This window comes from Colwellia sp. 20A7 (genome assembly GCF_009832865.1).
GTDB lineage: Bacteria > Pseudomonadota > Gammaproteobacteria > Enterobacterales > Alteromonadaceae > Colwellia.
The window spans coordinates 3,465,714-3,491,400 of the sequence record NZ_CP047130.1 but is presented as its reverse complement, the minus strand read 5'-3'; the positions used below and the strand labels follow the sequence as shown (position 1 = coordinate 3,491,400).

27 protein-coding genes and 1 pseudogene are annotated in these 25,687 nt (G+C 35.3%); 16 read left to right on the top strand and 12 right to left on the bottom strand.

The genetic code is table 11. The features are described from left to right. Positions 1-139: 139 nt before the first annotated feature. A pseudogene (locus GQS55_RS15045) lies at positions 140-1,307 on the bottom strand (IS3 family transposase). Between the two features lie 100 nt (positions 1,308-1,407). Here GQS55_RS15045 and GQS55_RS20185 point away from each other — a divergent pair. Beyond that, a complete protein-coding gene (locus GQS55_RS20185; RefSeq protein WP_268892407.1) occupies positions 1,408-1,536 on the top strand; it encodes a hypothetical protein in 129 nt (42 codons plus the stop codon). Between the two features lie 100 nt (positions 1,537-1,636). Next, entirely contained in the window at positions 1,637-2,518 is an 882-nt protein-coding gene (locus GQS55_RS15035; protein ID WP_159818812.1) for an IS982 family transposase, read from the top strand. Positions 2,519-2,939: 421 nt separating this feature from the next. Here the strand turns inward: GQS55_RS15035 and GQS55_RS15030 are convergent, their stop codons facing one another. From GQS55_RS15030 to ybeD, 4 genes are all read right to left on the bottom strand, one after another. Beyond that, positions 2,940-4,214, bottom strand: a complete 1,275-nt coding sequence (locus tag GQS55_RS15030) for a cation:proton antiporter (RefSeq protein WP_159821269.1) — start codon at positions 4,212-4,214, stop codon at positions 2,940-2,942. 51 nt (positions 4,215-4,265) lie between these two features. Then, positions 4,266-5,213 (bottom strand): lipoyl synthase, encoded by a 948-nt coding sequence (lipA, locus tag GQS55_RS15025; protein ID WP_159822889.1) that lies wholly within the window; start codon positions 5,211-5,213, stop codon positions 4,266-4,268. Between the two features lie 49 nt (positions 5,214-5,262). After that, on the bottom strand, positions 5,263-5,898 hold the full coding sequence (gene lipB / locus GQS55_RS15020) for a lipoyl(octanoyl) transferase LipB (protein WP_236559866.1): 636 nt from the start codon (positions 5,896-5,898) through the stop codon (positions 5,263-5,265). A gap of 96 nt (positions 5,899-5,994) precedes the next feature. Beyond that, positions 5,995-6,258 carry a DUF493 family protein YbeD gene (ybeD, locus tag GQS55_RS15015; RefSeq protein WP_159821267.1) on the bottom strand — a complete coding sequence of 88 codons (264 nt, stop codon included), beginning with the start codon at positions 6,256-6,258 and terminating at the stop codon, positions 5,995-5,997. 305 nt (positions 6,259-6,563) lie between these two features. On the opposite strand from ybeD, the gene GQS55_RS15010 reads away from it, so the two are divergent. Then, positions 6,564-7,877: a DNA recombination protein RmuC gene (locus GQS55_RS15010; RefSeq protein WP_159821266.1), complete on the top strand. Its 1,314-nt coding sequence runs from the start codon at positions 6,564-6,566 to the stop codon at positions 7,875-7,877. Between the two features lie 71 nt (positions 7,878-7,948). Here GQS55_RS15010 and GQS55_RS15005 read toward each other — a convergent pair whose 3' ends face one another. Next, positions 7,949-9,289, bottom strand: coding sequence for a sodium-dependent transporter (locus GQS55_RS15005; RefSeq protein ID WP_159821265.1), 1,341 nt, complete (start codon positions 9,287-9,289; stop codon positions 7,949-7,951). Positions 9,290-9,457: 168 nt separating this feature from the next. On the opposite strand from GQS55_RS15005, the gene GQS55_RS15000 reads away from it, so the two are divergent. After that, positions 9,458-10,114 carry an MBL fold metallo-hydrolase gene (locus tag GQS55_RS15000; protein WP_159821264.1) on the top strand — a complete coding sequence of 219 codons (657 nt, stop codon included), beginning with the start codon at positions 9,458-9,460 and terminating at the stop codon, positions 10,112-10,114. Position 10,115: 1 nt separating this feature from the next. Beyond that, the gene (locus tag GQS55_RS14995) at positions 10,116-10,946 is read left to right on the top strand and encodes an ion transporter (protein ID WP_159821263.1); all 831 of its coding nucleotides are present in this window, start codon (positions 10,116-10,118) and stop codon (positions 10,944-10,946) included. Here the strand turns inward: GQS55_RS14995 and GQS55_RS14990 are convergent, their stop codons facing one another. Continuing rightward, the gene (locus GQS55_RS14990; RefSeq protein WP_159821262.1) at positions 10,947-11,822 is read right to left on the bottom strand and encodes an MYG1 family protein; all 876 of its coding nucleotides are present in this window, start codon (positions 11,820-11,822) and stop codon (positions 10,947-10,949) included. It lies immediately after the preceding gene. Between the two features lie 164 nt (positions 11,823-11,986). Between GQS55_RS14990 and GQS55_RS14985 the strand changes: the two genes are divergently transcribed. Next, positions 11,987-12,535 carry a TrmH family RNA methyltransferase gene (locus GQS55_RS14985; RefSeq protein WP_159821261.1) on the top strand — a complete coding sequence of 183 codons (549 nt, stop codon included), beginning with the start codon at positions 11,987-11,989 and terminating at the stop codon, positions 12,533-12,535. Here GQS55_RS14985 and GQS55_RS14980 read toward each other — a convergent pair. After that, the gene (locus GQS55_RS14980; RefSeq protein ID WP_159821260.1) at positions 12,532-13,479 is read right to left on the bottom strand and encodes a hypothetical protein; all 948 of its coding nucleotides are present in this window, start codon (positions 13,477-13,479) and stop codon (positions 12,532-12,534) included. The two genes, GQS55_RS14985 and GQS55_RS14980, sit on opposite strands and share 4 nt — an antisense overlap. Positions 13,480-13,682: 203 nt before the next feature. Next, the gene (locus GQS55_RS14975; protein WP_159821259.1) at positions 13,683-14,138 is read right to left on the bottom strand and encodes a YaiI/YqxD family protein; all 456 of its coding nucleotides are present in this window, start codon (positions 14,136-14,138) and stop codon (positions 13,683-13,685) included. 118 nt (positions 14,139-14,256) lie between these two features. Here GQS55_RS14975 and GQS55_RS14970 point away from each other — a divergent pair, with 118 nt between their 5' ends. The 9 genes from GQS55_RS14970 (at position 14,257) to GQS55_RS14930 (ending at position 22,058) form a co-directional block, all read left to right on the top strand. Further along, complete coding sequence (locus tag GQS55_RS14970; protein ID WP_159822887.1) at positions 14,257-14,625, top strand: MGMT family protein; 369 nt, start codon at positions 14,257-14,259, stop codon at positions 14,623-14,625. A gap of 462 nt (positions 14,626-15,087) precedes the next feature. Beyond that, the gene (locus tag GQS55_RS14965) at positions 15,088-15,867 is read left to right on the top strand and encodes a DUF3450 domain-containing protein (protein WP_159821258.1); all 780 of its coding nucleotides are present in this window, start codon (positions 15,088-15,090) and stop codon (positions 15,865-15,867) included. After that, entirely contained in the window at positions 15,867-17,216 is a 1,350-nt protein-coding gene (locus GQS55_RS14960; protein ID WP_159821257.1) for a MotA/TolQ/ExbB proton channel family protein, read from the top strand. Before GQS55_RS14965 ends, GQS55_RS14960 begins: the two co-directional genes overlap by 1 nt. After that, positions 17,216-17,740 (top strand): MotA/TolQ/ExbB proton channel family protein, encoded by a 525-nt coding sequence (locus tag GQS55_RS14955; RefSeq protein ID WP_159821256.1) that lies wholly within the window; start codon positions 17,216-17,218, stop codon positions 17,738-17,740. Before GQS55_RS14960 ends, GQS55_RS14955 begins: the two co-directional genes overlap by 1 nt. A gap of 12 nt (positions 17,741-17,752) precedes the next feature. Next, a complete protein-coding gene (locus tag GQS55_RS14950; protein ID WP_159821255.1) occupies positions 17,753-18,157 on the top strand; it encodes an ExbD/TolR family protein in 405 nt (134 codons plus the stop codon). 3 nt (positions 18,158-18,160) lie between these two features. Beyond that, a complete protein-coding gene (locus GQS55_RS14945; protein WP_159821254.1) occupies positions 18,161-18,778 on the top strand; it encodes an energy transducer TonB in 618 nt (205 codons plus the stop codon). A gap of 2 nt (positions 18,779-18,780) precedes the next feature. Then, positions 18,781-20,070 carry a hypothetical protein gene (locus GQS55_RS14940; protein ID WP_159821253.1) on the top strand — a complete coding sequence of 430 codons (1,290 nt, stop codon included), beginning with the start codon at positions 18,781-18,783 and terminating at the stop codon, positions 20,068-20,070. 204 nt (positions 20,071-20,274) lie between these two features. After that, positions 20,275-21,033, top strand: coding sequence for a DUF1456 family protein (locus tag GQS55_RS20225; protein WP_159821252.1), 759 nt, complete (start codon positions 20,275-20,277; stop codon positions 21,031-21,033). A 617-nt stretch (positions 21,034-21,650) separates the two neighbouring features. Then, on the top strand, positions 21,651-22,058 hold the full coding sequence (locus tag GQS55_RS14930; RefSeq protein ID WP_159821251.1) for a putative zinc-binding protein: 408 nt from the start codon (positions 21,651-21,653) through the stop codon (positions 22,056-22,058). Positions 22,059-22,118: 60 nt separating this feature from the next. Here GQS55_RS14930 and GQS55_RS14925 read toward each other — a convergent pair whose 3' ends face one another. Genes GQS55_RS14925 through GQS55_RS14915 form a run of 3 tightly spaced genes read right to left on the bottom strand, consistent with a single transcriptional unit; the run spans position 22,119 to position 24,708 of the window. Next, positions 22,119-23,264, bottom strand: a complete 1,146-nt coding sequence (locus GQS55_RS14925) for a hypothetical protein (protein ID WP_159821250.1) — start codon at positions 23,262-23,264, stop codon at positions 22,119-22,121. 48 nt (positions 23,265-23,312) lie between these two features. Then, on the bottom strand, positions 23,313-23,612 hold the full coding sequence (locus tag GQS55_RS14920; RefSeq protein WP_159821249.1) for a DUF3301 domain-containing protein: 300 nt from the start codon (positions 23,610-23,612) through the stop codon (positions 23,313-23,315). A 43-nt stretch (positions 23,613-23,655) separates the two neighbouring features. Next, positions 23,656-24,708, bottom strand: a complete 1,053-nt coding sequence (locus GQS55_RS14915; protein WP_159821248.1) for a DUF3549 family protein — start codon at positions 24,706-24,708, stop codon at positions 23,656-23,658. A 92-nt stretch (positions 24,709-24,800) separates the two neighbouring features. Here GQS55_RS14915 and GQS55_RS14910 point away from each other — a divergent pair, with 92 nt between their 5' ends. Next, positions 24,801-25,640 carry a pseudouridine synthase gene (locus GQS55_RS14910; protein ID WP_159821247.1) on the top strand — a complete coding sequence of 280 codons (840 nt, stop codon included), beginning with the start codon at positions 24,801-24,803 and terminating at the stop codon, positions 25,638-25,640. Positions 25,641-25,687: the final 47 nt, after the last annotated feature.

Sequence of the window (25,687 nt, the reverse complement as noted above, 5' to 3'; positions counted from 1 at the left end):
TATTTCGTGGCATTATAATAAAGAATGAAAGCTAAAGACTTTGTTCTCTTGAATTCAAGTAATAAGAAGGATTTTTCGTTAGCGTAATATTATCAATAGATATATCCCTGACCTGGTCAAGTAAATTCAGACACCCTAGTTAAGCTACTTTTTCTAACTCATTAATTTTCAATTCAAAATCATTAGGGCTTTGATACCCTAAGTAAGAGTGTAGTCGGTTACTGTTGTACCACATGGTTATGTAATTCATTATATCTTGTTGAGCTTCATAGCGTGTTTCATAATTTTTCCAGTGGACACGCTCTTGCTTTAGGCTGCCAAAGAAGCTTTCGGCAACGGCATTATCCCAACAGCAACCCTTCTTACTCATACTACCAATAAAGCCATTGTTATTGAGTAATTGTCTATACTGGTGGCTTGCGTATTGAACACCTTGATCGGAATGAACAATAAGTCCTTTCTCAGGGCTTCTTTGCCAAATAGCCATTGTTAGTGCATCACAGACAAGTTGAGCTTTCATTCTCGACCCATGCTCCAACCAACAACTTTACGAGAGTACAAGTCAATAACAACGGCTAAATAGAGCCAACCTTCTGCTGTCCAAATGTAAGTAATATCACCGACAAATGCTTGATTTGCTTGCTCTGTGGTAAAGTTTTGTTCAAGTTCATTTTTATAAAGTGGCTTATTATGATCACTATTAGTAGTGACTTTATATTTCTTTTTATAGCGAACCCAAACATTTGCCTCTTTCATTAATTTGGCTACTTTCCATCGACTGATAGGAAAACTCAAAGCATTCAGTACCGCTTTAATACGCCTTTCGCCATAAGTATTGTCACTGAATTTGGCAATATCCTTTATTAACTCAATCATTTCTTGATGTGTTGCATTATTTTTTTTACTTGTATTACGTTTCTGATAACTATAATAATTATTAGTTTTCACGCCCAATACGCGGCACATTAATACCACTGACCAGATCTTCTTATGATGGGTAATAAACGAATATTTTACTTCGTTTCTTTTGCAAAGAAGACCGTCGCTTTTTTTAATATATCGCGCTCCATTTCTAGGCGTTTGACTTGCGCTTTTAATTGACGATTTTCTTCTTGATCGGGTGTCAGTTTTCCATTACCTCGAAAAGCTTGACCATCTTCATTTTCAGCTTCTTTGATCCAGCGGCCGAGCATTTGATTTCCAATCCCTAGATTCCTGCTAGCTTCAGAAATACTAATGTTTTGATCTCTGACTAAAGAGATAGCATCAAGTTTAAATTCCTTGGAATATTTTTTACGTGTTGTCATTTTCATTCTCCGGTTAAGTTCATTATTCCTTAACTGGGGTAGTCGAATCAATTAAACCACGTCAATTGTTGATGGTGCACTTATCTATGTCGCTATGTTGATGATGAGCTCTTTAAGAGGTCTATATTGGGATAACTTAACAGAAAATGCACCAGCCGTGTGTACAACAGTGATGATGGCGTTTACCTGCTCTATTTCAAACGGTATTGCCTTTGGTTTTATTACTTAACCTCAATTCTGGATAAGAAGATAAAAAATTGAACTAAATACCCACCTAGCGATCAGATCTTTCGACCAAGAAACGATTTGAAAGCAAATAAGGTGGGCAGATGGATAATTTAGTGGAAATATTTTGTGATGTCGATGATTTTTGTCATCAATTTTCACCTAAATGGGAAGCACAATTGCTATCAGACGGTACTCGCAAGCGTAGACGTAGTTCGAAAATGTCTACCAGCGAGCGAATGAGCATTATGATTGCATTTCATCAGTCAAATCATAGAGATTTCAAAAACTTCTATATTGGTTTAGTCCAACGATACTGGACTGATGATTTCCCAGAGCTGCTCAGCTACACTCGTTTCATCAATACAATGTCAGATCTTATTGTACCAATGTGTGCTTACTTTCAAACGGTGAAAGGTGAGCCAACAGGAATTGCATTTGTAGATTCTACAAGCCTAAAGGTATGTCACAATATCCGTATTCCACGTAACCGTGTATTTGCAGATACGGCTAAGCGAGGAAAAGGAACAATGGGCTGGTTTTTCGGCTTTAAGCTTCATCTATTGATTAATCATAAAGGTGAAATCCTTGCTTTGAATATTACGCCGGGCAATACAAATGACCGAACTCCAATACCTGACTTATGTAAAAATCTTACTGGTAAGCTATATGCAGATAAGGGATACATTGGAAAAAACTTGAGCCAGACATTAAAGGAATCAGATATTGACTTAGTGACGACCGTGCGAAAAAATATGAAAGCTAAAGTAATATCAGCCTTTGATCGGGCAATGCTATCAAAGAGATACATAATAGAGACAGTGAATGATCAACTTAAAAACATATCTCAAATAGAGCACAGCCGCCATCGTAGTGAAACAGGTTTTATGCTTAATGTAATTTCAGGAATAGTTGCTTATTGTTTAAAAAGACAAAAGCCGTGTATTAAGTTATCGGATAGGGAACAGTCCATTATGAGTGCTTAAAATGCCGCACCTTATCCAGATCTCAGGTTACTTATACAGTGCTTAAACTAAGGGCAGGTAAGTCTAATGAAATATCGGGTGGGGTATGGGCGCTAACAGCATTTTTTGTAGCGAAGTTTATGTTTTTACAACACTAAAAAAACCGTTTTCTAGTTGATGTTTTATTTGAGAGTTTTACTGTTTACATAATGAGAAGTGTGAAAGACGGTAGCGATATATTAAGTAGTCGCTACCGTTAGTAATATTCATTTACTTTTTCGTTAATCGTTTGCTTATCAGCACGCCGCTAAGTTTTATACTGTTCTATACTAGGCTCAGCGCTAGTTTTATCTAAAAGCCTCTGTTTAAATATGTGCTGCGTTATCAACAAAGATATTTTTAAAGTAAAGTTCTTTCTATGTGCTATCTGCATCTTCGTGTTTTATTCTTTCTCAGCTTTCTTTGCTCTATCAATCAAGGCAGTAATGGTTGAACCTTGAATAAGAATCGAAAATACAACAACAGAGTAAGTCATCACCATAATAAGTTCTCTGACATCTATTTGTTTATCAGGAATGACTAATACACCCGGAGGAATAGAAAGTGCCATAGCTAATGCTAAACCACCTCTTAATCCACCCCAAGTGAGTATTCTTACTGACCAAGGGTTATAGCTACGGTAACATTTAAAACCAATATAAGAAGTGAAAATGCTAAGGTAGCGTGCGAGTAGCACTAAAGGAATAGCAATAGTCATTAAGATCCAATCTTCGGCATGAAATTTAAACAGCAGCATAGACAGACCAATTAATAAGAATAGTACACCGTTTAAAAACTCATCTACTAGTTCCCAGAAATGATCCAGATGCTCCTCACTTTCTTTTGAAAAGCCAACAAATCGTGTCCAGTTTCCTATCATAATTCCCGACACAACCATTGCTAACGGTCCTGATACATGAATAATATCGGCAAATACATAGCCTGCCGTAGGAATGCCAATCGTTAATAACAATTCCATAGAATGATCATTAGTCGCGCTGATTAAATAATGAAAAAGTAGACCTAATAAAAATCCGTAAACAATGCCACCAAGCGCTTCTTGAGCAAACAATAGAGAAACACTGCCTAATGTAGGTGTTTCTTGCCCAAAAGCTATGGTAAATAGGGTGACAAAAATGACTAGCCCAAAACCATCATTAAAGAGTGACTCACCTTCAATTTGGGTGGAAATACGTTTAGGGGCATCTAACTTTTTAACAATAGCCAAAACCGCAATAGGGTCAGTAGGTGAAATTAGTGAACCAAATAATAGACAGTACACCAAATCTAAATTAATGCCGATTAATTGGCAAATAGCATAGAGGGAAAAGCCAATGAAAAAGGTAGAAAAAAGTGTTGCAGCTAACGCTAATACGGTAATTTCCCACTTTTGATCTTTAAGGTTAGGCAACTTAATGCCTAATCCGCCAGCAAACAATAGAAATCCGAGTATCCCTTTAAGTAAAAAATCTTCAAAGTTGATACTTGTCATTGTTTCAGTTGCTACTTGCTTTAGATTGAACCATTCATTTTGGCCAAAAAATAGAATCAACAAAGACAGAATCATTGATCCTGCCGTAATAGCGATAGTCGTTTGCATTTTACCAATTTTACTATTGATAAAGGCTATGAGCATCGCTGCCGCTGCAAGAAAGCACAGCGTATAGTAGACTGACATAGTATTCTCGTTATGGTGCTATAAAGTAAAAACGTTTAAGTTAATTGATATTTATTTAACTTCTTCACCGGCTGCTTGTTTATCAGCATGATATGAAGAGCGAACAAGTGGGCCACATGCAGCATGAACAAAACCCATTTTTTTCGCTTCACGTTCAAACATCGCGAAATCATCAGGATGCACATAGCGTTCAACGGCTAAATGGTCTTTACTTGGTTGTAGATATTGCCCAATGGTTAACATGGTTACACCGTGATCACGCAAATCTTGCATAACTGCTAAAATTTCGTCGTTGCTTTCACCTAAACCGACCATTAAGCCTGACTTAGTCGGAACAGTAGGATTAGCTTCACCAAAGCGTTTTAGTAAGTCTAAAGACCATTGGTAGTTAGCACCAGGGCGAACTTTAGTATAAAGGCGTGGCACATTTTCCATGTTATGGTTAAATACATGAGGAGGGTGTTGATTTAAAATTTCAAGCGCTTTGTCCATTCTGCCGCGAAAGTCAGGTACTAATATTTCAACTTTAGTCTCTGGTGCTTGCTCACCGATTTCTTTCACACAATCAGCGAATTGTTGTGCACCACCATCACGTAAGTCATCTCTATCAACGGATGTGATAACGACATATTTTAAGCCCATATCTTTAAGGCTATTCGCTAGCTTTTTAGGTTCATCACTATTAGGCGCTAATGGACGGCCATGACCAACATCGCAAAATGGACAACGACGTGTGCAAATATCACCTAAAATCATGAAGGTTGCTGTGCCGTGGTTAAAACATTCCGACAAGTTAGGGCACGAGGCTTCTTCACAGACTGAATGAAGATTGTTTTTACGTAAATTAGCTTTAATGCTATCAATACGTTCACTTGAACGTGGTAACTTAATACGTAACCAACTCGGCTTACGCAGCATGGTTTCTTTAGTTGAACTAACAACTTGAATAGGGATATGCGCTAACTTATCAGCATCACGTAGCTTTGTACCCGGTGCCATTCTTGATGATTTTTTTACCGCAGTGTTAACTTCTATTATTTTGCTGTCGCTAGTTGGCATGTTGTTGCTCATAATTGCTCGGTAATCCTGTTTGGTAACTCACTTCGTCGGTTTCTAACAGAGTGATTAAATGTTTAACTAATGCGTCACAAGCATCAGTCATGTTTTGTGGACCCTGAATGTCAGATGTTTGAATCATTTCAAGGCCAGCATAACCGCATGGGTTTATACGTAAAAAAGGTGATAGGTCCATATTCACATTGAGTGCTAAGCCATGAAAAGAGCAACCTTTTCTGACCCTTAATCCAAGAGAAGCAATTTTTTTATCGTTTACGTAAACACCAGGTGCGTCAGGCTTTGGATAAGCTTTTATATCAAAGTCGTTAAGTGAAGCAACGATCCCGTTCTCAATTAGCGTGACTAATTGTCTAACGCCTATTTTTCTACGGCGTAAATTTATCATAAAATAAATAACTTGCTGTCCTGGGCCGTGGTAAGTCACTTGGCCACCTCGGTCAACTTTGACAACTTCGATATCGCCAGGCATTAGCAAATGTTCTGCTTTTCCTGCCTGTCCTTGTGTGAAAACAGGGGGATGCTCGACCAGCCAAAGTTCATCACTTGTTTGGTCATCACGATTATCAGTAAAATTTTGCATAGCATGCCAAACTTTACTGTAATCCATAGTATTTAATTGTCGAACAATTAAGTTATTTTTGTTTACTGTTACGGCAGAGTCGGACACGACAAATCTCACAGAAAGTTAAAGTACTTTGTACTTTTATAAAACGTAACGCACTTGTTCTATTGCATTTAAAGTTTCGTAAATTTTTTCAATATGCTCTTTACTCGTAACTCTTACAGGAAGTGAAACTGCGTGGTAATTACCTTTAGAACTAGGGGTTATTCTAGTCGTATAATCACCCGGAGTATGTTTCTGTAATTCTGCAATAATTAAATCGGGTAGTTCGTCACAGGCAACACCCATTACTTTAAAATTTAATACTGTTGGGAAATCTAATAATTCGTCGAAATGGGTTTTCATGTTTTTCTCTACAAAAGGTAATAGGATCAATTAGTAACTTGAGTTGTATTCGTCGTTACTTTACTGCTTAATAATAATTCCGATATTTTATCATTAATTGATGCAAAAGTGCTATTAGCGTTTATGCTTTATTATAGCGATGTGTAATAACTTGTTTACTATTTTCATTACTACTTTAGTTACTACATTCTGAGTGCTTTATTCAATACTTAAGATATACCAAAAAGGATCAATATAAATAACTAGCAGCTAAGTAAAACTTATGTTTAAATAACTGTTTATACTTACAGTGTTAAAGGTTTTTAATGTTATTATTCTTGCAACAAGCAGAAATTGCAGAGCTTGCTATTTATCTCACACTTATTGTTTTGCTTTTATCGTTACTGTTTGTTTTTAGACAAAATTTAAAACAAAATCATCAAATTTCCCAAATAAGTGCCATGCTTGAATTAGCTTCATCTTCACAAAACAGTGCGCTTATACAACTTTTCGACAAACAACAATTACAGTTGTCTAGCGCTTTTGACCAACAGATGGCTGATCTTCGCTTGAAGTTACTAAGAGAGTTAGGAAGTCAAAAAGATCAACTTAATCAAACGTTAAGTCAAAATCAAAATCAAACATTAGATCAGTTAATTAGTCATTTAAATAAAACGACGCAGGCGAACAGAGAAGAGTTGAGTAAATCATTAATACAAAGTAGTGAACAAATGACTAAACGTATTGATGTGTTAACTAATGCGACAGATAAACGTTTGCAAGAAATTAGTGGTCAAGTAGAAAAGCGACTTGCAGAAGGTTTTGAAAAAACAACTAAAACCTTTAGTGATATTTTACAACGACTAGCATTGATTGATGATGCGCAGAAGAAAATTACCGAATTATCAACGAATGTTGTTAGCTTGCAAGAAGTGTTGAATGATAAGCGCTCTAGAGGAGCCTTTGGGGAAGTACAATTAAGTGGTTTAATTCGTAACGTGCTACCCGAGCAAAGTTTTAAACTTCAACACACTTTATCAAATGGTAAAATTGCCGATTGCGTGTTGTTTTTACCCGAGCCTACAGGAAACGTAGTCGTAGATGCTAAGTTTCCACTAGAAAGTTATCGCAAAATGATGGACTTTGAATTAGCAGAGTCAGATCGTAAAACAGCGCAACGACAATTTAAAGTTGATATTAAAAAGCATATTAACGATATTAGTGATAAATATTTAATTGATAAAGAAACCGCCGACGGTGCAATCATGTTTATTCCAGCAGAAGCCATTTTTGCTGAAATTCATGGGCATCAAAGTGATTTAGTTGATTACGCTAATAAAAAGCGCGTATGGTTAGCTTCTCCTACAACACTAATGGCAATACTCACCACAGCACGGTCAGTATTAAAAGATGAAGCAACACGAAAGCAGGTTCATATTATTCAAGCGCATTTATCTGATTTAGCCAAAGATTTTGACCGTTTTAAAGGTCGGTTTGCTAATTTAGCAAAACATATTGATCAGGCTGCTGTAGATGTTAGACAAATTCACACCTCAGCAGATAAAATTACCAATCGATTTGAAAAAATTGAACAGGTTGAATTGCAAGATTCAGAAAACAACCTGATCGAAAAAAGTTAGCGCTTACTACTGTTACTACTTTCTTAATATAAAATAGCTATAACTGTTTACTCTAATGTGTGTTTTTTGTATTAAAATGCAACATTAACAAAAACAACTAATAGTAGAATAGGGCAAATATAGCGTAAGTAAAAACCGAATAGTTTTAAATTGATATTATTGTTCAACACAGCAATATCAGTGATTTTATTACCTCTATTCCAAATCCAACCGATGACAATGAAATAAAACAGTGACATTAATGGTTGTAAAATGGTTGTTAATGCTTGCACAACCAAACCGAATAGCACGTCAAAAAATGCGACCAATGTCATGCTAGCAATTAATACAGCACCAGAAACTATCCAAGTAGCATGATTACGATTGAAGTTTTTATCTTCAACTAAATAAGACACAGGTACTTCTGTTGTTGAAATAGTAGAGGTCAGTGCAGCAATGGATAATAAAATAAAGAAACTAAACGCGACAATTAAGCCTGTAGTACCCATGGAAGAGAACAACGAAGGTAAAATTTGAAATATAAGCTGACCTTCGCCAATTAAGTGACCATTGTTAAAAACATCTTGCCCTACATGTTGAGCAACGAATAAGGCCGGAATAATAAGTAATCCCGCTAAAAAAGCGATAAAAGTATCAAGTGCGGCAATAGAGATAACTAACTTGCCAATATTCTCACCTTTTTTCATATAAGAGCCATAAACCATCATACCGCCTACGCCAATTGACAATGAGAAAAATGCTTGCCCCATGGCTGATATAATTAATTTAGGATCAGTAACTTGTGAAAAATCAGGTATTAGGTATAAAGCAACACCTTCTGCAGCACCGTCTTGTTGTAGAATATAAACAATAAGGCCAATTAGCATCACGAGCAATAAAGGCATTAAACGGCTTGACCATCTTTCTATACCGGCATGAACACCCTGATGAATTATTGCAGCTCCTAATAAAATAAAAACCGGTGTGAATAATATATTACGCAATGTGCTGGACGTTGATAACCATGCAGATAAATCAGAGAAGCCGACTAATTCAAATAAGGCGCTTAAGGCATGGGCAAGCATCCAGCCGGCAACAATGCTATAAAAACTAAGCATCATCATTGCACCAACTAAGCCAATAATACCGGCGTTTTTACCTAGTTTATTAAAACGCTTACCGCAAGCTTCAGCAAGGGCACTAACTGGGTTTTTTTGTGCTTGGTTACCAATATATACTTCGGCGTATAGTGCTGGTAAGGCTAATAATAAGGTCACAATGAGGTAAACAAATAAAAATGCACCACCACCATTATTAGCTGCTTGAGTAGGAAATCCCCATATATTGCCTAATCCGATGGCAGAGCCAGCAGCAGCTAATACAAAGCCAATACGAGAATGGAATGAATCACGAGAAGTGTTAGAAGTCGACATAGAATATAAATTGTTTTTAGTAATACATATATTAGTTTGTGAGCTTACCTAGTATGAGCGCTAAGGGGAAGGGATAATCATCCTTGTAGACGATTAATGCTACTTTCCAACAAAATAATTTATGCTATCATTTGCAAAATTTAGAATTAGTGTTGAGATCCAACAAACATGCTTCAGTATCAAATCATTCCCGTAACACCTTTTCAACAAAATTGTACCCTATTTTGGTGTGATGAAACAAAGCAGGCCGCTGTTGTCGATCCTGGGGGAGACATTGATAAAGTTATTGATGCCATTGATGAACATCAATTAACCTTAAATAAAGTATTATTAACTCATGCTCATATTGATCATGCCGGCGCAACTCATGCATTAGCCACTCACTATGGTGTTGAAATTGAAGGGCCGCATAAAGAAGATCAGTTTTGGATTGACTTGATTGAAGAGCAAAAGCAACATTTTGGTTTTTCATATGCAGAATCTTTCACCCCTAACCGATTTTTAGAACAAGGTGATAAAGTGAGTTTTGGTAACATCATTTTGGACGTATATTTCTGTCCTGGGCATACACCAGGGCATGTTGTTTTTTTTCATCGAGAATCTAAATTAGCGCAAGTAGGTGATGTATTGTTTCAGGGCTCTATTGGTAGAACAGATTTTCCTCGAGGAGATAAAGCTACTTTAATAAATTCTATTAGAAATAATATTTTTCTATTAGGAGATGATGTGCGATTTATTCCTGGTCATGGCCCCATGGGGACTTTTGGGCAAGAGCGAAAAACTAACCCTTATGTAAGTGATCAAGCTGTAGGAGTAAATGGATAATATGGACAATTTTGTTTTTCGAGCTCAGCGACGCTTAAAAATAATTGATTCAAGTAAATTATTCCAGGGTGTGGTTATTGCTGTAATTTTGTTATCAGCGTTATTAATTGGTGCAAAAACTCATAATTTATCCGCGAGTGCGATAGCTGTACTCACGTTATTAGATTTATGTATTACTATCTTTTTTGTTATTGAAATAACCATTCGTTTTTTTGCGCATCAAAACAAAAAACAATTTTTTCGTAGTGGTTGGAATATATTTGACACTTTTATCGTCATTGGCAGCTTAGTTCCTTTGGGCGGTTCGGGAGTATTACTAGCTAGGTTGTTAAGAGTTTTTAGGGTCTTACGTTTAGTTTCTATGGTGCCAGAGTTAAGGTTACTTATTAATTCGCTACTTAAAGCAATTCCTCGTATGGGTTATATTGCTTTATTAATGTTTGTTATATTTTATATTTATGCTGCAGTGGGAAGTATGTACTTCCATCAAATTAATGAAACATTATGGGGGGATGTTTCTATTTCTATGTTGACTTTATTCCGGATTGCTACCTTTGAAGATTGGACTGACGTCATGTATGAAACAATGATCGTTTATCCTTTTAGTTGGATCTACTATTTAACTTTTATCTTTTTAACTGCTTTTATCTTCTTAAATATGATGGTTGGTACTGTGCTTGAAGTAATGAGTCAAGAGCATGAAAATCACCGAGCAGAACTGCATGGTGAAACAGGCGACGGTGGTGAGCCTGCAAGTCGAGCTCAAATTGAAAAACTTGAGCAAGAACTAGCAGAAATTAAAAGTTTATTGTTACAGTCACAATCAAAATGATTATGGTGCTTCTTGTAGCGCCATTGCTGCCATTTTCATAGTGCCTTCAAAAGACTTTGTACCTGCGATGAACAAGCCATTATGGCAAAACATAGCGTCATCAATGCCGGTGACTGCCTGAAGTTCTGCATCTGATAAACCGGCCCATGCTGTGGGCAAAGGTTTTCTATCTTCAAATGATCCAAGTTCAGCCGGTACGGTTTGAATTCGCCATTGGCCAGTTTCAGAAGGGTAAACCATATATAGTGCTGTATCAGAAAGTGCGTGCACAGTTCTTTTCCATGGTGTATATTTTTCTAAAACAATAACTCTTGGATCTGCTGCATTTTCAATAGCATGAGCGACAATTTCTTTTGCATTAATGCCACCACTTGCAGATGCGATAAAACGTGTTAAAACCCGTGATGCAAAATCAACGGCTTCATTAAAACAGTCATCAAAATGACTATCTTCTTGCCAAGTTGGATTAAACATTGAAATAGTTTGGCTGAGACTAATACCTTTAGATACGCCTTCAACATGTCCACAATCTATAGCGTCAATAGTAGATACAAGTCCAGCATCAACTGAGTCGGCAATTTCTTGGTTACCTTGGCATATTTCTAAACCATACTTTTGCCAAATTAGTCCAAATGAAGAATATGGTATGCCATTTTCACGTTCACCTGCTCCGCCACGTTGATGGTGGTCAAAACGATTTGTGTCAGGGTTATATTCACCACCCACATCAATCACAATATCTGCTTTACTAATTACGGCTAAATCACGCGTTCGTATAAGATTAAAAGAAGAAAAAATATTTTTAAGGGATGCAACACTGAAAACATCATCAGCATGAAAATTACCGTTGTGGGTTACTATCGTTTTATCATTCATTTGTTTGGTATCATTTTAGAAAGGAATAAGAAGCAGCTACATGTTCGTGGCTTAATTTTAACTATTGATAAGTTAAGTTATTGGCGAATTCTATACGAAGATAACTAACAAAAATAGCCTAGATAAGTTAAAATTCGCCTCAGTCTATTATAAGAGTCAGTAGTATGTCCTTAGAAATACAACTTAGTAAAGAAGATCTGAGAAAAACGAAACCTACGCGTGATGAATATTTAAATAAGCCTAAAACACCCGTTGTACTGGTACTCGATAATGTTACTAATAGCTATAATATAGGTTCATTTATTCGTTTGGCTGATGCCTTTGCAATTGAAAAAATAATTGTTTGCGGTGAGCTAACTATTTCAGATAAAAAATTAAGAAAAGCCTCTAGAAATGAAGCAAAATGGGTATCTATTGAATACAGCGATAATACAAGCTCTAGCATACAAACGTTAATTGATACTGGTTACACTATTTTTGGTGTAGAACTATGCCATGAGTCAGTTGATTATAAAGATGTTTTTTATCCATCTGCTTGTGCATTAGTGTTGGGAAATGAACGGAAAGGTGTTAGCGAAGCAGCGTTAAAGTTAAGTCATCACCAAATTCATATTTCAATGTTTGGTATGGGTAACTCTTTGAATGTTTCTACCGCCGGGGCTATTATTTTAGCCGAATGTACCAGCCAAGTTCGCCATAAAATGCAAGATTAAAAGAGTGATGATTTATGAAAATTAACCATTTTTATCTGCTTATTCTCGGTTGAACGAGATAATAAATCTATCCAACTATCAATGATGACTTTATTGTGGGGATAAGGATAAAAAGCGTCTTCAATTTCACCCGATTTTCGTAATATACTTAATCCTTTATGAAGAGCGTTATAGATTTCTTTGTTGTTAGGGATATTTTTTGATACGACAAAGTGCCGAGACTCTTTAAATGCGACTTTTATTCCTTTAATAGGTTCTAAAATTAAACCATTACAGTTAAAAATAATTTTTTTATTGCCAATCATGATTAACTCACCAAAATACATATCACCTCGTCCATATTTAATCATGTTACACATATGTTCTGTTTTTGTAGTTGATAGGTAGGTTAGTCCTAGTTCCTTTATTGCTGCTTGATCAAATGTCCAATTTTTAGATGTTAAAAGGATGTGATCTCTTAGAGTTTCTAATGGCGATATTCCTTTCAATATATTGAACTTGATACTTTCTTCGATTTCTTTGCGTTTTTTTGGTAGCGCAAAAAAACCTTTTTGAAATTCTCCTTGCCGGAATAAAGGAGGAGCCATGTAAAAGTGTGTTGGAGATATTTCTGGCTGCCAAATTGAATCTCCAGGTATTGATATTGTCCCTTTGTGCGCCTCGTATAAGCCTCTTGTGTAGTTTGGTATTGAATTAAATGATAGTTTTACCGTCATTCCTCCAAGATGAAGAGCCTTACAAATGATCATTATTTGTATTGACGCTTTTGTTGCATAATTATTTTGATAACTTTGAATATCAGAACATTTTTTATTTCCAAGCCACTTTTTATAATTATTTATCTCATGGGGTAAACTACTTATGGCAATCTCTTGTCCATAACTCATAAAGGTAGAAAAAATAAGCAGCAGAGAAAATATTAAACATGGAGTGAATTTATGCATTATTTCTTCTAATAATATTATTACGTTTAATGATGAGTGAAATAAAAATGGTTTTTAACATAATTTAATTTTTAAAGCTCCTAGATAAAATATCATTGGTTCTTGTTGTTGGTTTTATTTTAACTCATTAATATATTTTAAAAGTAGTACATAAATCATATATATGACACTTTAATATGCTTATTATTAAGAGGTTGTAATATTCATTGTGACTTTTGATGGCGCATTAATATTTTATCCAAATGATTGGCAAACGTCTGTCTATCGCTCTGACTTAAAGGGGGAGGGCCACCCGTTTGTACGCCACTAGCTCGCATAGTATCCATAAAATCACGAATGTTGAGCCTAGACTTTATGTTGTCTTTAGTAAAAAGCTCACCTCTTGGGCTTAAAGCGATTGCTGATTTACTAATTACTTCGTCAGCTAACGGTATATCGGAAGTTATAACTAAGTCACTTGTATTTATTCTTTTTACAATTTCATCATCAGCTACATCAAAGCCTGAGTTGACTTGCATAAAACTAATGACACGTGACGGTGGTATACGAATATGATGATTAGCGACTAGTGTGGTTTCAATTCCTGTTCGTTCAGCGGCTTTAAATAGTATCTCTTTTATTACAACTGGACAGGCATCTGCATCGACCCAAATTTTCATAAATGTTCTAAAACCTTACTGTGTGTGTACTGTAGAAATAATTATTTATATTGATATGATAACGTATTCTTTGAATATGAGTATATAGGTCATTTTATTGTCAACAATAACGAAGCAAATGTCTAATACCAAGTTAATTAAACCGCATTATGATCAAATTTGGCAAACGGTGCAGCTAATACCCACAGGAAAAGTTGCTTGCTATGGTCAAATCGCAGATCTTGCTGGGTTACCGGGAAGAGCCAGGTTAGTTGGTAAATCGTTAGGGCAAATACCTAACAGTGGTTGGCAAGGAAAGTTAGTGCCTTGGCATAGAGTTATTAATTCACAAGGTAAAATTTCTTTTCCAATAAATAGTCCTTTTTTTTTAACACAAAAGGAGCTGCTACAAGATGAAGATATCGTTGTGATTGGCGGAAAAATTAAATTAAAAGATTTTCAATGGCAGCCTGATTTCAATGAACTACTATTTTCTCTGAAATTTTAAAACATTCAAACATGGTAAATATATACTTATTTGCTTAAATAACACACAAAAAAGACTCATTTAGAGGTTTAATTACAAAATTTGGCCAAGGGTAACGTGTTTTTAATAGTCAAATAGTGTAAATAAAGTTGACTTAGTACGAATGAATTAGTAAAACATATATAGCAAAAATAAATGTGCCTATTTTGGGCCTTTTTGCTCAAGTAATAATCAAAAAAGACCATATATGAATCTGAAGCATCTATTAATCCAGATATTTAACGATGATTTTGTGATATTTTTTATTTATTACTCGAATAAATAAAATAACTTTATAACTACCACCTTGACAGTTTGTTTGTCATTTGGGATTATTGATAGGTTGTATAAAAAAAAGTTACAAATAATAAAACGACAGATTTTTATATTTGCGGTAACAAAAATCTTTGTTATCAAAATTTAAATAGCAATTGGTTGGGAACTATGTCCAAAGTAAGTAAGAAAAGCCTCATCGCTACGGCAATGGTAGGCGCACTAGCATTAACAGGTAGTAATATCGCTGCTGCTGATGCATTAACAGATCTTCAAAAAGCTGAAGCTACAATATTCAAGCAGTCAGCTAAATCACAAGCCAAAATCAACACTATTTACGAACAAACGCAAGAGCTTCTTGCTGAATACCGTAATACCGTTGATGAAGCTGATGTTTTACGTGGCTATAACGACCATGTTCAACGTATGGTTGATGATCAAAAAGCAAACATTGCATCATTACAAAAGCAAATTAATGGTATTGATAAAATTAAACAAGGTGTTGTGCCATTGATGTACAAAATGATCGATACCTTGGAAAAATATATCGAACTAGATGTTCCTATGAACATTGAACGTCGCCAAGAACGTGTTGCTAATTTACATAACGTAATGTCAAATTCAAATGTTACTACTTCTGAGCAGTTTCGCTTAGTACTTGAAGCATATGAAATTGAAGCAGGTTACGGCACAATCTTTGATGCTTATCAAGCAGAAATGGATTTTGGTGGTACTACCTTAACAGCTGATTTCGTTCATATGGGCAGAATCGCTTTTGTTGCACAATCTCTAGACGGTAAACGTTCTTGGTTATGGAATAACCAAAGTCGTGCATGGGAAGAGTTAGGTGATGAATATTTAAAACCTGTTAAAGATGCTATCGCTATGGCGCGTAAGCAACTTCCAATGGATTTAGCTAAATTACCAGTATTTGCAGCAGGGGCAGAATAATGAGAAAAGTTATTAATTTTGTAACGCTAGCAGTAGTAATGTCAGCTGGTTTAGTTGCAACAACACAAGCGAATCAGTTAGATGATTTACTAAAACAAGTTAAGTCTGAGCGTGTTTCAGAAGCTAAACTTGATAAAAAACGTGAAGCTGAATTCACTTCAGCACGTGCAGACAAACAAGCACTTTTAAACAAAGCAACTAAAGAGCTTGCAAATCAAAATGCTCGTAATGCGCGTTTAACAAAAGAATATGCAGACAACGAAATTGCTTTAGCACAAAAAGAAGTTGAACTTGATAATGCTACAGGCACATTAGGTGAAATGTTTGGTGTTTCTCGTGCAGCGGCTGCTGGTGCTTACGGCCAAATCGCTACTTCTATTGTAAGTGCAGAATTTCCTGGCCGTGGTGAGACATTAAACCGTATCGCAAACGCAAAAGAGATTCCTGCTTTAGAAGATCTTGAAGAGTTATGGTTTGCTTTACAAACTGAAATGACTGAATCAGGTAAAGTATCTAAGTTTACTACAGAAGTAACAAACTTAGATGGTTCTAAGTCTACAGAAACTATTACTCGTATTGGTACGTTTAACCTAGTATCTGACAATGGTTACTTAACTTATAATGATGAAGTTGGTCAAGTTCAGCCATTAGCTAAACAACCTGCAGGTTATATTGCTAACGCAGCATCTGGTTTCTTTAATACATCTTCAGGTTATGCTGGTGTATATGTGGATCCTTCACGTGGTGGTATTTTATCACTAGAAACACGTAAGAAAACACTTGAAGAATTCTTCCATGAAGGTAAAGAAGTTGGTTACGCTATCACGGTTCTTTTAATTATTGGTTTATTGATTGCCCTTGAACGTATTATCGTTTTAAGTAGCATTACTTCTAAGATTAAATCTCAAGAGAAAAACCTTGATACACCAAATAGTAACAACCCATTAGGTCGTTTACTTCAAATTTATCATGATAACAAATCAGTTGATGCTGAAACATTAGAGCTTAAACTTGATGAAGGTATCTTACGTGAAACACCTAAGATTGATCGCGGTGTTAATCTAATCAAAATGTTTGCTGCTATAGCTCCTCTAATGGGTCTATTAGGTACAGTAATCGGTATGATTATGACATTCCAAACAATTACATTGTTTGGTACTGGTGACCCGAAAATTATGGCGGGTAACATCTCTCTAGCATTAGTTACAACAGCATTAGGTTTGATTTGTGCATTGCCACTTATTCTTATCCACTCAATTGTTGCAGGTAAAGCGAAAAGCGTTTTACAAAAACTAGACGAGCAAAGTGCAGGCTTAATTGCTGCGATTGCTGAGAAGGAGTCTAAATAATGTTATTCCTGATAGAGCTTTGGGAATCTGTCAGGGGTTTTATTGCAACTGGCGGTAACGTACTTTACGTTGTTGCCTTTGCACTCTTATTGATGTGGATTATGATGATAGAGCGCTATTGGTTCTTATCAGCAGTCTACCCAGCAATGAAAAACGATATCGTTTCTCGTTGGGATGCACGCTCAGACACAACGTCTTGGTATGCACATCGTATTAGAGAGACTTGGATTTCCGAAGCAAACGAACTGCTTGAACAACGCATGGTAACTATCAGAACATTAGTGGCAATGTGCCCATTAATTGGTTTGTTAGGAACTGTAACCGGTATGATTGGCGTGTTTGAAACAATGGCACAACAAGGTACAGGTAATCCGCGATTAATGGCCGCAGGTATATCGCAAGCAACTATTCCGACTATGGCCGGTATGGTAGCTGCATTATCTGGTGTGTTTTTTAGTTCAAGACTAGACGCTCAAGTTAAACTAGCAAAGGCTAAACTGGTTGACAGTTTACCTCATCACTAGAGAGATATTTTCATGGCACGTAAAAAAATTCGTGAGGACGAAGAAGCGGTAATTGATATGACACCGATGCTCGACATCGTATTTATCATGCTGATCTTCTTCATTGTAACTACTTCTTTTGTTAAAGAAGCAGGTATTGAAGTAAACAAACCTAAAGCAGCACAGCAAACTAAACAGAAAAATGCCAACATCTTTATTGCAATTAAAGATAACGGTGAAATCTGGTTAGATAAAGGCCGTGTTGACATCGAACGTGTTGGCGCAAGGATTGAAAAATTACTTGCTGAGCAACCAACCGATGTAATTATTATCCAAGCTGATAAAGACGCTAAACATGGTGTTGTTGTTAAAGTGATGGATGCAATTAAAGAAGCAGGAAGTGGTCTTAGAATCTCTATTGCTGCAGCGAAGGGGTAGAGAATGGGACGCTTTTTAGTATCAATACTACTAGGCGCTGTAGTTACCTTTGGTCTATTTGCTTTTATGGCTTTCCTTGTTTCTAGCGGTGATAGAAGCAAAGATGAGGCAAAAGAGAGTATAATTGTAGAAGTTAATACTACGCCGCCAGAGTCTTCAGCAGAAACACGTCGCCGTGTTCCGCCTCCACCGCCGCCTCCACCTAAGGCGCCGCCAAAGCAACAGACTCCTGAGCCTGAAGCAAGTAACGACACCGGTGGTTTGCAGTTTAATATGCCAGGACTACAATTATCTGGCGCATCAACAGGTTTGTCTGCACCAGGTGCAGGTTTTGGCCGTGACGGTGATGCAACACCAATTGTACGAATAGAGCCTAAATACCCTATTCAAGCAGCTCGTGATGGTAAAGAAGGTTGGGTTAAACTTTCATTTACTATCAATGAAATTGGTGGTGTTGAAGATGTTACAGTGATTGAAGCTGAACCTAAGCGTGTATTTGACAGGGAAGCTAAACGTGCACTTAGAAAGTGGAAGTACAAGCCAAAAGTTGTTGATGGTAAACCATTAAGACAAGAAGGTTTAACTGTTCAATTAGACTTTAAAATGGACGGAGGGAGTTAATTATGTCGAAACAATTTACCCTTGAAAGTATGTCTTTTAAGAAGGTATCAACTTCTCTAGTTGTTATTGCTTCTTTATTGATTGTACAAGTGCCATTTGCTGAAAATGCTAATGCCGCAGCTGCTCAAGAAGAGAAAAAGAAACGTCCTACGCAGCTTGTTGGTCAATCTGTTGGTAAAAAGGTACAAAAAGCTTTTGAGGCTTATACAGCCGATGATATTGATGGTGCTTTAGTTATCTTGAAAGAGATAGAAGCTAAGCAAGATTATGATAAAGCTTATGTATCTCGTTTTATTGCTGTTATGTACGCTACTAAAGGCGATCATGAAGAAGATGCAATAAAATACCTTAAGATAGCTATAGCGCCTGATATTTTAAACGAAGGTGATCATGGTGAAGCTTTAAAGTTATTGGGTGATTTGCAAATGCAAACCAAAGACTATAAAGGTGCATTGAGTAACTATTATACTTGGATGGATTTTACTGGTAAAAATGATGGTGACACTTGGGTTAAAATCGCCCAAGCAAATTATGAGCTTAAACAATTAGATAAAATGATTGTTCCTGCTGATAATGCGATAGCCGCTTTTGCTAATAAACCTAACCAAAATCCTTATATATTGAAATTAACTTCTTATTATGAACGTAAAAAATATAAAGAAGCAATTAAGGTATTGGAAACGGTTATTCTAATCTTCCCTGAAAATAAAACTTGGTGGACACAATTACCAATGTTTTATTTACTTATTGAAGATTACCCTAAAGCATTACAAACACTTGATCTAGCTTATAAGCAGGGGTTTCTTGATAAAGAATCTCAGATTAAAACATTAGCAAGTTTATACTCTTCTAATGAATCACCTTATAAAGCTGCTCTATTATTAGAAAAGCATATTGCTTCAGGATTAGTTAAAAGAGATGATAAGAACATTTCAACTTTAGCTAACGCTTGGCATGCTGCACAACATGTTAGTACTGCCGCCAAATATTATGGTGAGTTAGCTAAGATGACTGGTGACGCAAGGCATTATAGTAAGCAAGGTATGTTGTTGAAGCAGGATGAACAATTCGCTAAAGCAATTCCGGCTTTAAATAAAGCAATAGAGTTAGGTGCTAAAAATGAAGGGCGTTTATACATGAGTATAGCTGAATCATATTTTTATCTTGAAAAATATAAGCAAGCTTATGTCGCTATAAATAAAGCAATAAAAGACCCTAAATCGCGTAAAGCGGCTAACGGTTGGAAAGGCTTTATTACTGATACGGCTAGACGTAAAAATGTTTCAATTTAATTAAAAACATTTTAACTTTTTAGTCAAAAAAACCAGTACTCTTTTAAAAGGGTACTGGTTTTTTTATGACTATTATTTGGTTTATTTTAATAGGTATATTTTTTAGTTTAACTACTAATAGATCTAGATTTTAATAAACAGTAAAAACTGCTAAAATAGATTTATCTCGTACCGTGTATTCACACTTTTTTATTAGGAAATGCTTTGAACAATAATGATGTTCTACGTCGCTTACGCTACACCTTTAATTATAATGATAAACAGATGATTGCGATTTTTTCATCAGCAGGGCTGATCGTTACAAGAGAGCAAGTTAGTCAATGGTTAAAAAAAGATAATGATGCAGACTTTGTAAGCTGCCAAGATGTAGAGTTAGCTTCATTTTTAAATGGTTTTATCAATGAAAAACGTGGTAAAAAAGAAGGGCCTCCGGCAACCCCTGAAAAACGTTTAACTAATAATGTTGTACTTACTAAATTAAAAATTGCGCTTAATTTGAAAGCTGAAGAATTAATTGAATTACTAGCAAGTGTTGATTTTCGTCTAAACAAACCTGAATTAAGTGCTTTTTCAAGAAGAACAGATCATCAACATTATAGAGAATGTAAAGATCAAGTTTTACGTAATTTATTACAAGCAATTGATAAAAAACATCATGTTGCTAGAACTGGAAAAATTGAAAAGCATAATCCAGATAATAATACCTCTTCAGGTAATAAGCCTCAAAAGGGCAGACCACAAAATAACAATACCTCTTCAGCTAATAAACCTCAAAAGGGAAGACCACAAAATAACAATACCTCAAGTAATAACCTTAAAGCTAAAGATAAAAGCAATGAGACATGGGTTGATGGCGCAAGACCGAATGCTAGTGCTATATATGAAAACCCTAATAGTAAAGGTAATTCAGAGAAGTCATCTCGCCAGGTTCTAAAGCTAAAACCAGAAGATATTTATAAGTAACCTAAAAAGTAAACATTTTTTCATAGATCTCATTGATTAAGATTAGATCTATGACGCAAGATGATATTTTGAGAATAATAAGTTAGAGCTTTAATAAAAGCTTGTAACTAAGCTCTAAGCTTTTAAGTACTCATTCAGGTATAAGTAAAGTGGTTAAGCTTAATAAATGCTTTAAGGCTTGTTCTAATGCCTACTTATACCTTCTGTTCTTAATTGACTGAGCAATAACTTAGTCAATTTGGTATAAATACAAATATTAATAACAATGAAGAAAGCCTCATCAAAAAAAGGCTACTTACGGAGAACGTTCGGTTCGTACGTTTATCTGCATAGTAACGTTTTTCTTCCTTACTTAAGTGTTTAATTTATCTTGAACCAAAGAAAGCTCTCAAACTAGAACATCCGTTGTAATAATATTATTCCGTATTCCAATTAATCAAAATTATCTTTGCCAAAATCAGGTTAAATAGATTAATTCTTAATTGATTGGTCTAAAGGTTGATATAAATCAAAACCAACTTTTTTGGCCTTGTTAGAATCAGGAAGTTACGTTTTATATGATGTATAGACCAATCATATAATAGCCGCTATCATTTCTAAGCAAGGAGATTAGTTCCGTGTCAGATAATATAAAAAATAGCAAAATTACTAAACAGGGTAAACCTATAGTATATGCCTGCTCTGGTTGTTCTAATTTAGCTGAAATGGCTCATAATATATCATTAAATCTTGATGATGATGGTATCGCTGAAATGTCGTGTGTTTCAGGTGTGGCAGGGAAAGTTATCCCCATTATGGCGTTGGCCAATTCTGGACGGCCAATTATTGCTATTGATGGTTGTGACTTATCTTGCACTAAAGCATGTCTTGAAGTAAGTGGTTTACATGCAGATTATTATTATCAAATTAGTGATTTAGGATTTGAAAAACGCAGTAAATTAGATGATTCATTAACTGATAATGCTATCGCAATAAAAAGTATCTATGAACAACTATTTGATAAAGGAATAGGCTTTCAGTTTTAATCAAGCGCTATAAGTAATCAAAAAATCGACCTAATAAGATACTTTTATATTGTATTAGCTTTAGTATTCAACCCATTGGGCATACTGTTTATTTGTTGCTAATGCAGCTTGACTACCTTTCAAAGAAAAATTATAACCACATAAAGTAAAATCACCACGAAATGCTAAAGCTTGAATAAGCTCTTGACTATCAAGAGGGGAGAAATTAGCAAAATAGCTAGTATTAATACCATCACTTTTTTCCACTTGAACCGACAAGGTTCGTATTGGTGTCCCTTTATTAAAACTAATTTCTTTACAGCTTGTGTCACCTTGGGCAGTTTGTTGCGACCATAAAAGCGATGTTTCAACCTCATCAGCTTGCCAATTGATGCTAATTCCTGAGTGGTCTGATAAATATAACGTATAATTATCCGGCATAGGGAGAGGATGATTTCTTAAAATAGAAGAAAAAGTACTGTTTTTTGGCTTATTATCATCTTCTTTTATTACGGCGTCATCTGAAGAGTCTAAGTAATTTATTAGCCATGAGGTAGTAACACCAATTAATGTTATTCCAATTACAGCCACAATAATTAATTGCGCTTTTCTATTATTCAATAGATTTAATCGAATCAACTCACCAATATCTGTTTCTTTGTCAGATCTATTCTGGTTTTGTGAATGATCATTATTTTCAGTTTTACTTGTCTGATTGAAAGTCTGAATATCATCATCTTCCGAGTAATAATAATTGGTTGTATTCTTACTAACCAGCGTAGGTTCAATACGATATTGTGATTGTTTACTCTGGTTATTATCTTGCTGATATTCGCTCATATCAACAGGGCCATAATAACCTAGGATATATTTTTTTTTGGTATGGCTTTGGTAAGTTAGCAAAATCGCAGTGCAAAGCGTAGGAATAATGAGTAAATAATAACTACTACTTTGCTCTGATAAAATAATAATAATACCTGTTAAGGTAAAAGTTAAGCTTGGTGCAAAGAACCATTTTTTATTGAACTTCGCATCATGTAAGCGACGTAAGCTTGTTAACCCAAGTATTATCGAAAAAACTACCAAAAGCATTAAAGAGATAAAGATACTATTGGTTAAAGCTGAAGCTAGCATGCTAAATAAAACATAAACTCCACTAGATATCGCAAAAAAACGTGTTCTATTATCAAAACCGTGTAAACAAAAAAGTGACTTTAAAAACTGCACTATAACTTCCTATATAATTAAATCTGGCATTGAAAATTATTAATTTTATTAAACTCGATAAGGAGGAACATCAACATTATCCAATTTTAATCCATATAAACTCAATGTAGCATGATTACTGGACTCTCCGTCGCCGCTAAACTCTATATCAAACAAGCTGAACCACACAAGACCATGTTTCTTGTTGAATGTTAACCGGCTTGAACGTCTTGCAATAGCAATAAATTGTAACTGGCTTTGTTCACAATATCGATTTGCATGAATAAGCGCCGCTTCAGATACTTTTCTCAAGTAAATAAAATACCAAAAAACCAAACAGACAACTAATAAATAGTAAATATTTTCCATAGTGTGTAGATATACCTTGAATAGTAAAGCCTAACAAAAGGCTTTAGTTAAATAGTTGGCCAATAGCCTGCGATAGAGCATTGCTTCGATTAGGTGAGCGCATACACTCAAAAACTATTGGGCGAATTGATGGTATTGCTACCAAGTCTTTAAATATACTATTAAATAGAGCCTGATCTTCACACGCGATGAGATGCTCAAAATATGCAATTAATTTTTTAGGGCCACTAAGCGCAGTCCAACATCGACCAGAAAGTGTAATTAATAACTCAGCAGCGATATTATCTTGTGCTAGCAGTGTGTTAATAAATTTTTCAACGTGAATATGATGACAATTACTAGCTAAACTACGAAGTAAATATTGTTGGGTTTGAAGAAGGTTATCATTATTTTCGTTATGTCCCCTCATTAACTCCAGGTTTTTTTCTAGTAAATCTAGTAAAGTATCAATTAATTCTACAGGTAAATCTTCATTCTCTAATGCACCACATAGCGGAAACAATACTTCATTAGGAAGGTGAGGTAGCGCATTAATTAATTTTCTACTGTTTTCTTTCTCTTTGATGCGAACTGAAAAGTCAGTAATACCCTGTACGCCAACTATCTGCCAATTATCCCAGTCACCTTCATCAGAAAGATATGTTAAAAATGGTGATAAATATTCACTAGGTTTCTGCTTTAGTTCAAAGTTAATTTTACTGTTTAATGTGGCTAACTTGTACTGTGCAGGTGTGAAAAGGTAAGGGTTACTCTTTAGTAACTCTTCTTGTTTTTCATTTGCATCTTGCATTAGATCACTACCAAGTGCTTCAATGATTATTGCAATAAAGTGATTTCTAGCTCCTTGATTCAGTAATCCACGTTCATCAAGAGGGAATTTTAATAACCATAAAAAAGGCTGAGGTGATTTCTTTTGCCAGAAAGCAATGGCAATACATGCGTGACCTTGAGAAGGTGTTGGGTATGGTATTTGATTACGTTCAATTTTTTCAAATTGTTCTTTTGAGATTTTTTCTATTTTTCGGCCAATATCATAAAGACGAAATTGAGAGTTTGATGAATGCAAAAGCTGTGAAATAGTGTCTATAGTATTCATAAGGAGAATTAGTAAACCAAAGTAAAGAAGGATTGAGTCTGCTCGCCATTATAGAGATAATGGAGTTATCTAGCAAAATTTTAAATGTGACTATGTCTTTCCAACTTAATAATCCAGTTTCTGAAATAAACGATGAAAAACCTATATTAACTATTCTCTACCAAGATGAATACCTCGTTGCTGTTGATAAACCAGCAGGCTTATTTGTTCATCGTAGTTTTATGGACAAAAATGAAATCTATTTTGCTTTACAGTTAGTTCGAGATCAAATAGGTAAGTACGTTTATCCTGTACACAGGTTAGATAGGCCAACATCAGGTGTTTTGTTATTTGCTTTAACAAAAGAGGTTGCGCAAAAAATGAATACAGCTTTTGCTAATAAATCAAATGAGATGAGCACTGATATAAATGAGCAAGAAGAAGCGTATACGAATACAGAGTTAACAAAAACTTATTTTGCTTTAGTACGTGGGCATTTACTAATGACAGACCATGATATCTTGATAGATCATGCACTCAAGGAAAAACTTGATAAACTTGGTGACAAAAATGTCAGTCGTGACAAACCAGCTCAATTGGCAAAAACTAATTATCGTGTAATAAAAAAAGCAAGCTTACCTATTTCATTAGGGAAGTTTGATAGTGTTCGGTATTCTCTAGTGAAGCTAATGCCTATTACTGGGCGAAGACATCAAATTAGGCGTCACCTTGCACATTTACGTCATCCAATAATTGGAGACATAAATTATGGAGATAATAAACAAAATCCATTTTTTATTGATCACTTTGGTTTTAAGCGTTTAATGCTTATCGCCAAATCATTAAGTTTTATTCATCCTATTACGCGTGAACAAGTAAGCATTGATGCGGCATTTGATGAGCAATGGCAGTACATTTTTAATATACTCGATTGGTCAGGAGATATAAGTTAAAAACCCTTGATATTATTGTGTACATTAAAGATTGTTTAATTGATTTT

Excerpts from the sequence above, each read along its gene's own strand:
- GQS55_RS20185 (WP_268892407.1), top strand. The coding sequence starts at position 1,408 with ATGATGAGCTCTTTAAGAGGTCTATATTGGGATAACTTAACAGAAAAT.
- GQS55_RS15035 (WP_159818812.1), top strand. The coding sequence starts at position 1,637 with ATGGATAATTTAGTGGAAATATTTTGTGATGTCGATGATTTTTGTCAT.
- GQS55_RS15030 (WP_159821269.1), bottom strand. The coding sequence starts at position 4,214 with ATGTCAGTCTACTATACGCTGTGCTTTCTTGCAGCGGCAGCGATGCTC.
- lipA (WP_159822889.1), bottom strand. The coding sequence starts at position 5,213 with ATGGCACCGGGTACAAAGCTACGTGATGCTGATAAGTTAGCGCATATC.
- lipB (WP_236559866.1), bottom strand. The coding sequence starts at position 5,898 with ATGGATTACAGTAAAGTTTGGCATGCTATGCAAAATTTTACTGATAAT.
- ybeD (WP_159821267.1), bottom strand. The coding sequence starts at position 6,258 with ATGAAAACCCATTTCGACGAATTATTAGATTTCCCAACAGTATTAAAT.
- GQS55_RS15010 (WP_159821266.1), top strand. The coding sequence starts at position 6,564 with ATGTTATTATTCTTGCAACAAGCAGAAATTGCAGAGCTTGCTATTTAT.
- GQS55_RS15005 (WP_159821265.1), bottom strand. The coding sequence starts at position 9,289 with ATGTCGACTTCTAACACTTCTCGTGATTCATTCCATTCTCGTATTGGC.
- GQS55_RS15000 (WP_159821264.1), top strand. The coding sequence starts at position 9,458 with ATGCTTCAGTATCAAATCATTCCCGTAACACCTTTTCAACAAAATTGT.
- GQS55_RS14995 (WP_159821263.1), top strand. The coding sequence starts at position 10,116 with ATGGACAATTTTGTTTTTCGAGCTCAGCGACGCTTAAAAATAATTGAT.
- GQS55_RS14990 (WP_159821262.1), bottom strand. The coding sequence starts at position 11,822 with ATGAATGATAAAACGATAGTAACCCACAACGGTAATTTTCATGCTGAT.
- GQS55_RS14985 (WP_159821261.1), top strand. The coding sequence starts at position 11,987 with ATGTCCTTAGAAATACAACTTAGTAAAGAAGATCTGAGAAAAACGAAA.
- GQS55_RS14980 (WP_159821260.1), bottom strand. The coding sequence starts at position 13,479 with ATGCATAAATTCACTCCATGTTTAATATTTTCTCTGCTGCTTATTTTT.
- GQS55_RS14975 (WP_159821259.1), bottom strand. The coding sequence starts at position 14,138 with ATGAAAATTTGGGTCGATGCAGATGCCTGTCCAGTTGTAATAAAAGAG.
- GQS55_RS14970 (WP_159822887.1), top strand. The coding sequence starts at position 14,257 with ATGTCTAATACCAAGTTAATTAAACCGCATTATGATCAAATTTGGCAA.
- GQS55_RS14965 (WP_159821258.1), top strand. The coding sequence starts at position 15,088 with ATGTCCAAAGTAAGTAAGAAAAGCCTCATCGCTACGGCAATGGTAGGC.
- GQS55_RS14960 (WP_159821257.1), top strand. The coding sequence starts at position 15,867 with ATGAGAAAAGTTATTAATTTTGTAACGCTAGCAGTAGTAATGTCAGCT.
- GQS55_RS14955 (WP_159821256.1), top strand. The coding sequence starts at position 17,216 with ATGTTATTCCTGATAGAGCTTTGGGAATCTGTCAGGGGTTTTATTGCA.
- GQS55_RS14950 (WP_159821255.1), top strand. The coding sequence starts at position 17,753 with ATGGCACGTAAAAAAATTCGTGAGGACGAAGAAGCGGTAATTGATATG.
- GQS55_RS14945 (WP_159821254.1), top strand. The coding sequence starts at position 18,161 with ATGGGACGCTTTTTAGTATCAATACTACTAGGCGCTGTAGTTACCTTT.
- GQS55_RS14940 (WP_159821253.1), top strand. The coding sequence starts at position 18,781 with ATGTCGAAACAATTTACCCTTGAAAGTATGTCTTTTAAGAAGGTATCA.
- GQS55_RS14920 (WP_159821249.1), bottom strand. The coding sequence starts at position 23,612 with ATGGAAAATATTTACTATTTATTAGTTGTCTGTTTGGTTTTTTGGTAT.
- GQS55_RS14915 (WP_159821248.1), bottom strand. The coding sequence starts at position 24,708 with ATGAATACTATAGACACTATTTCACAGCTTTTGCATTCATCAAACTCT.
- GQS55_RS14910 (WP_159821247.1), top strand. The coding sequence starts at position 24,801 with ATGTCTTTCCAACTTAATAATCCAGTTTCTGAAATAAACGATGAAAAA.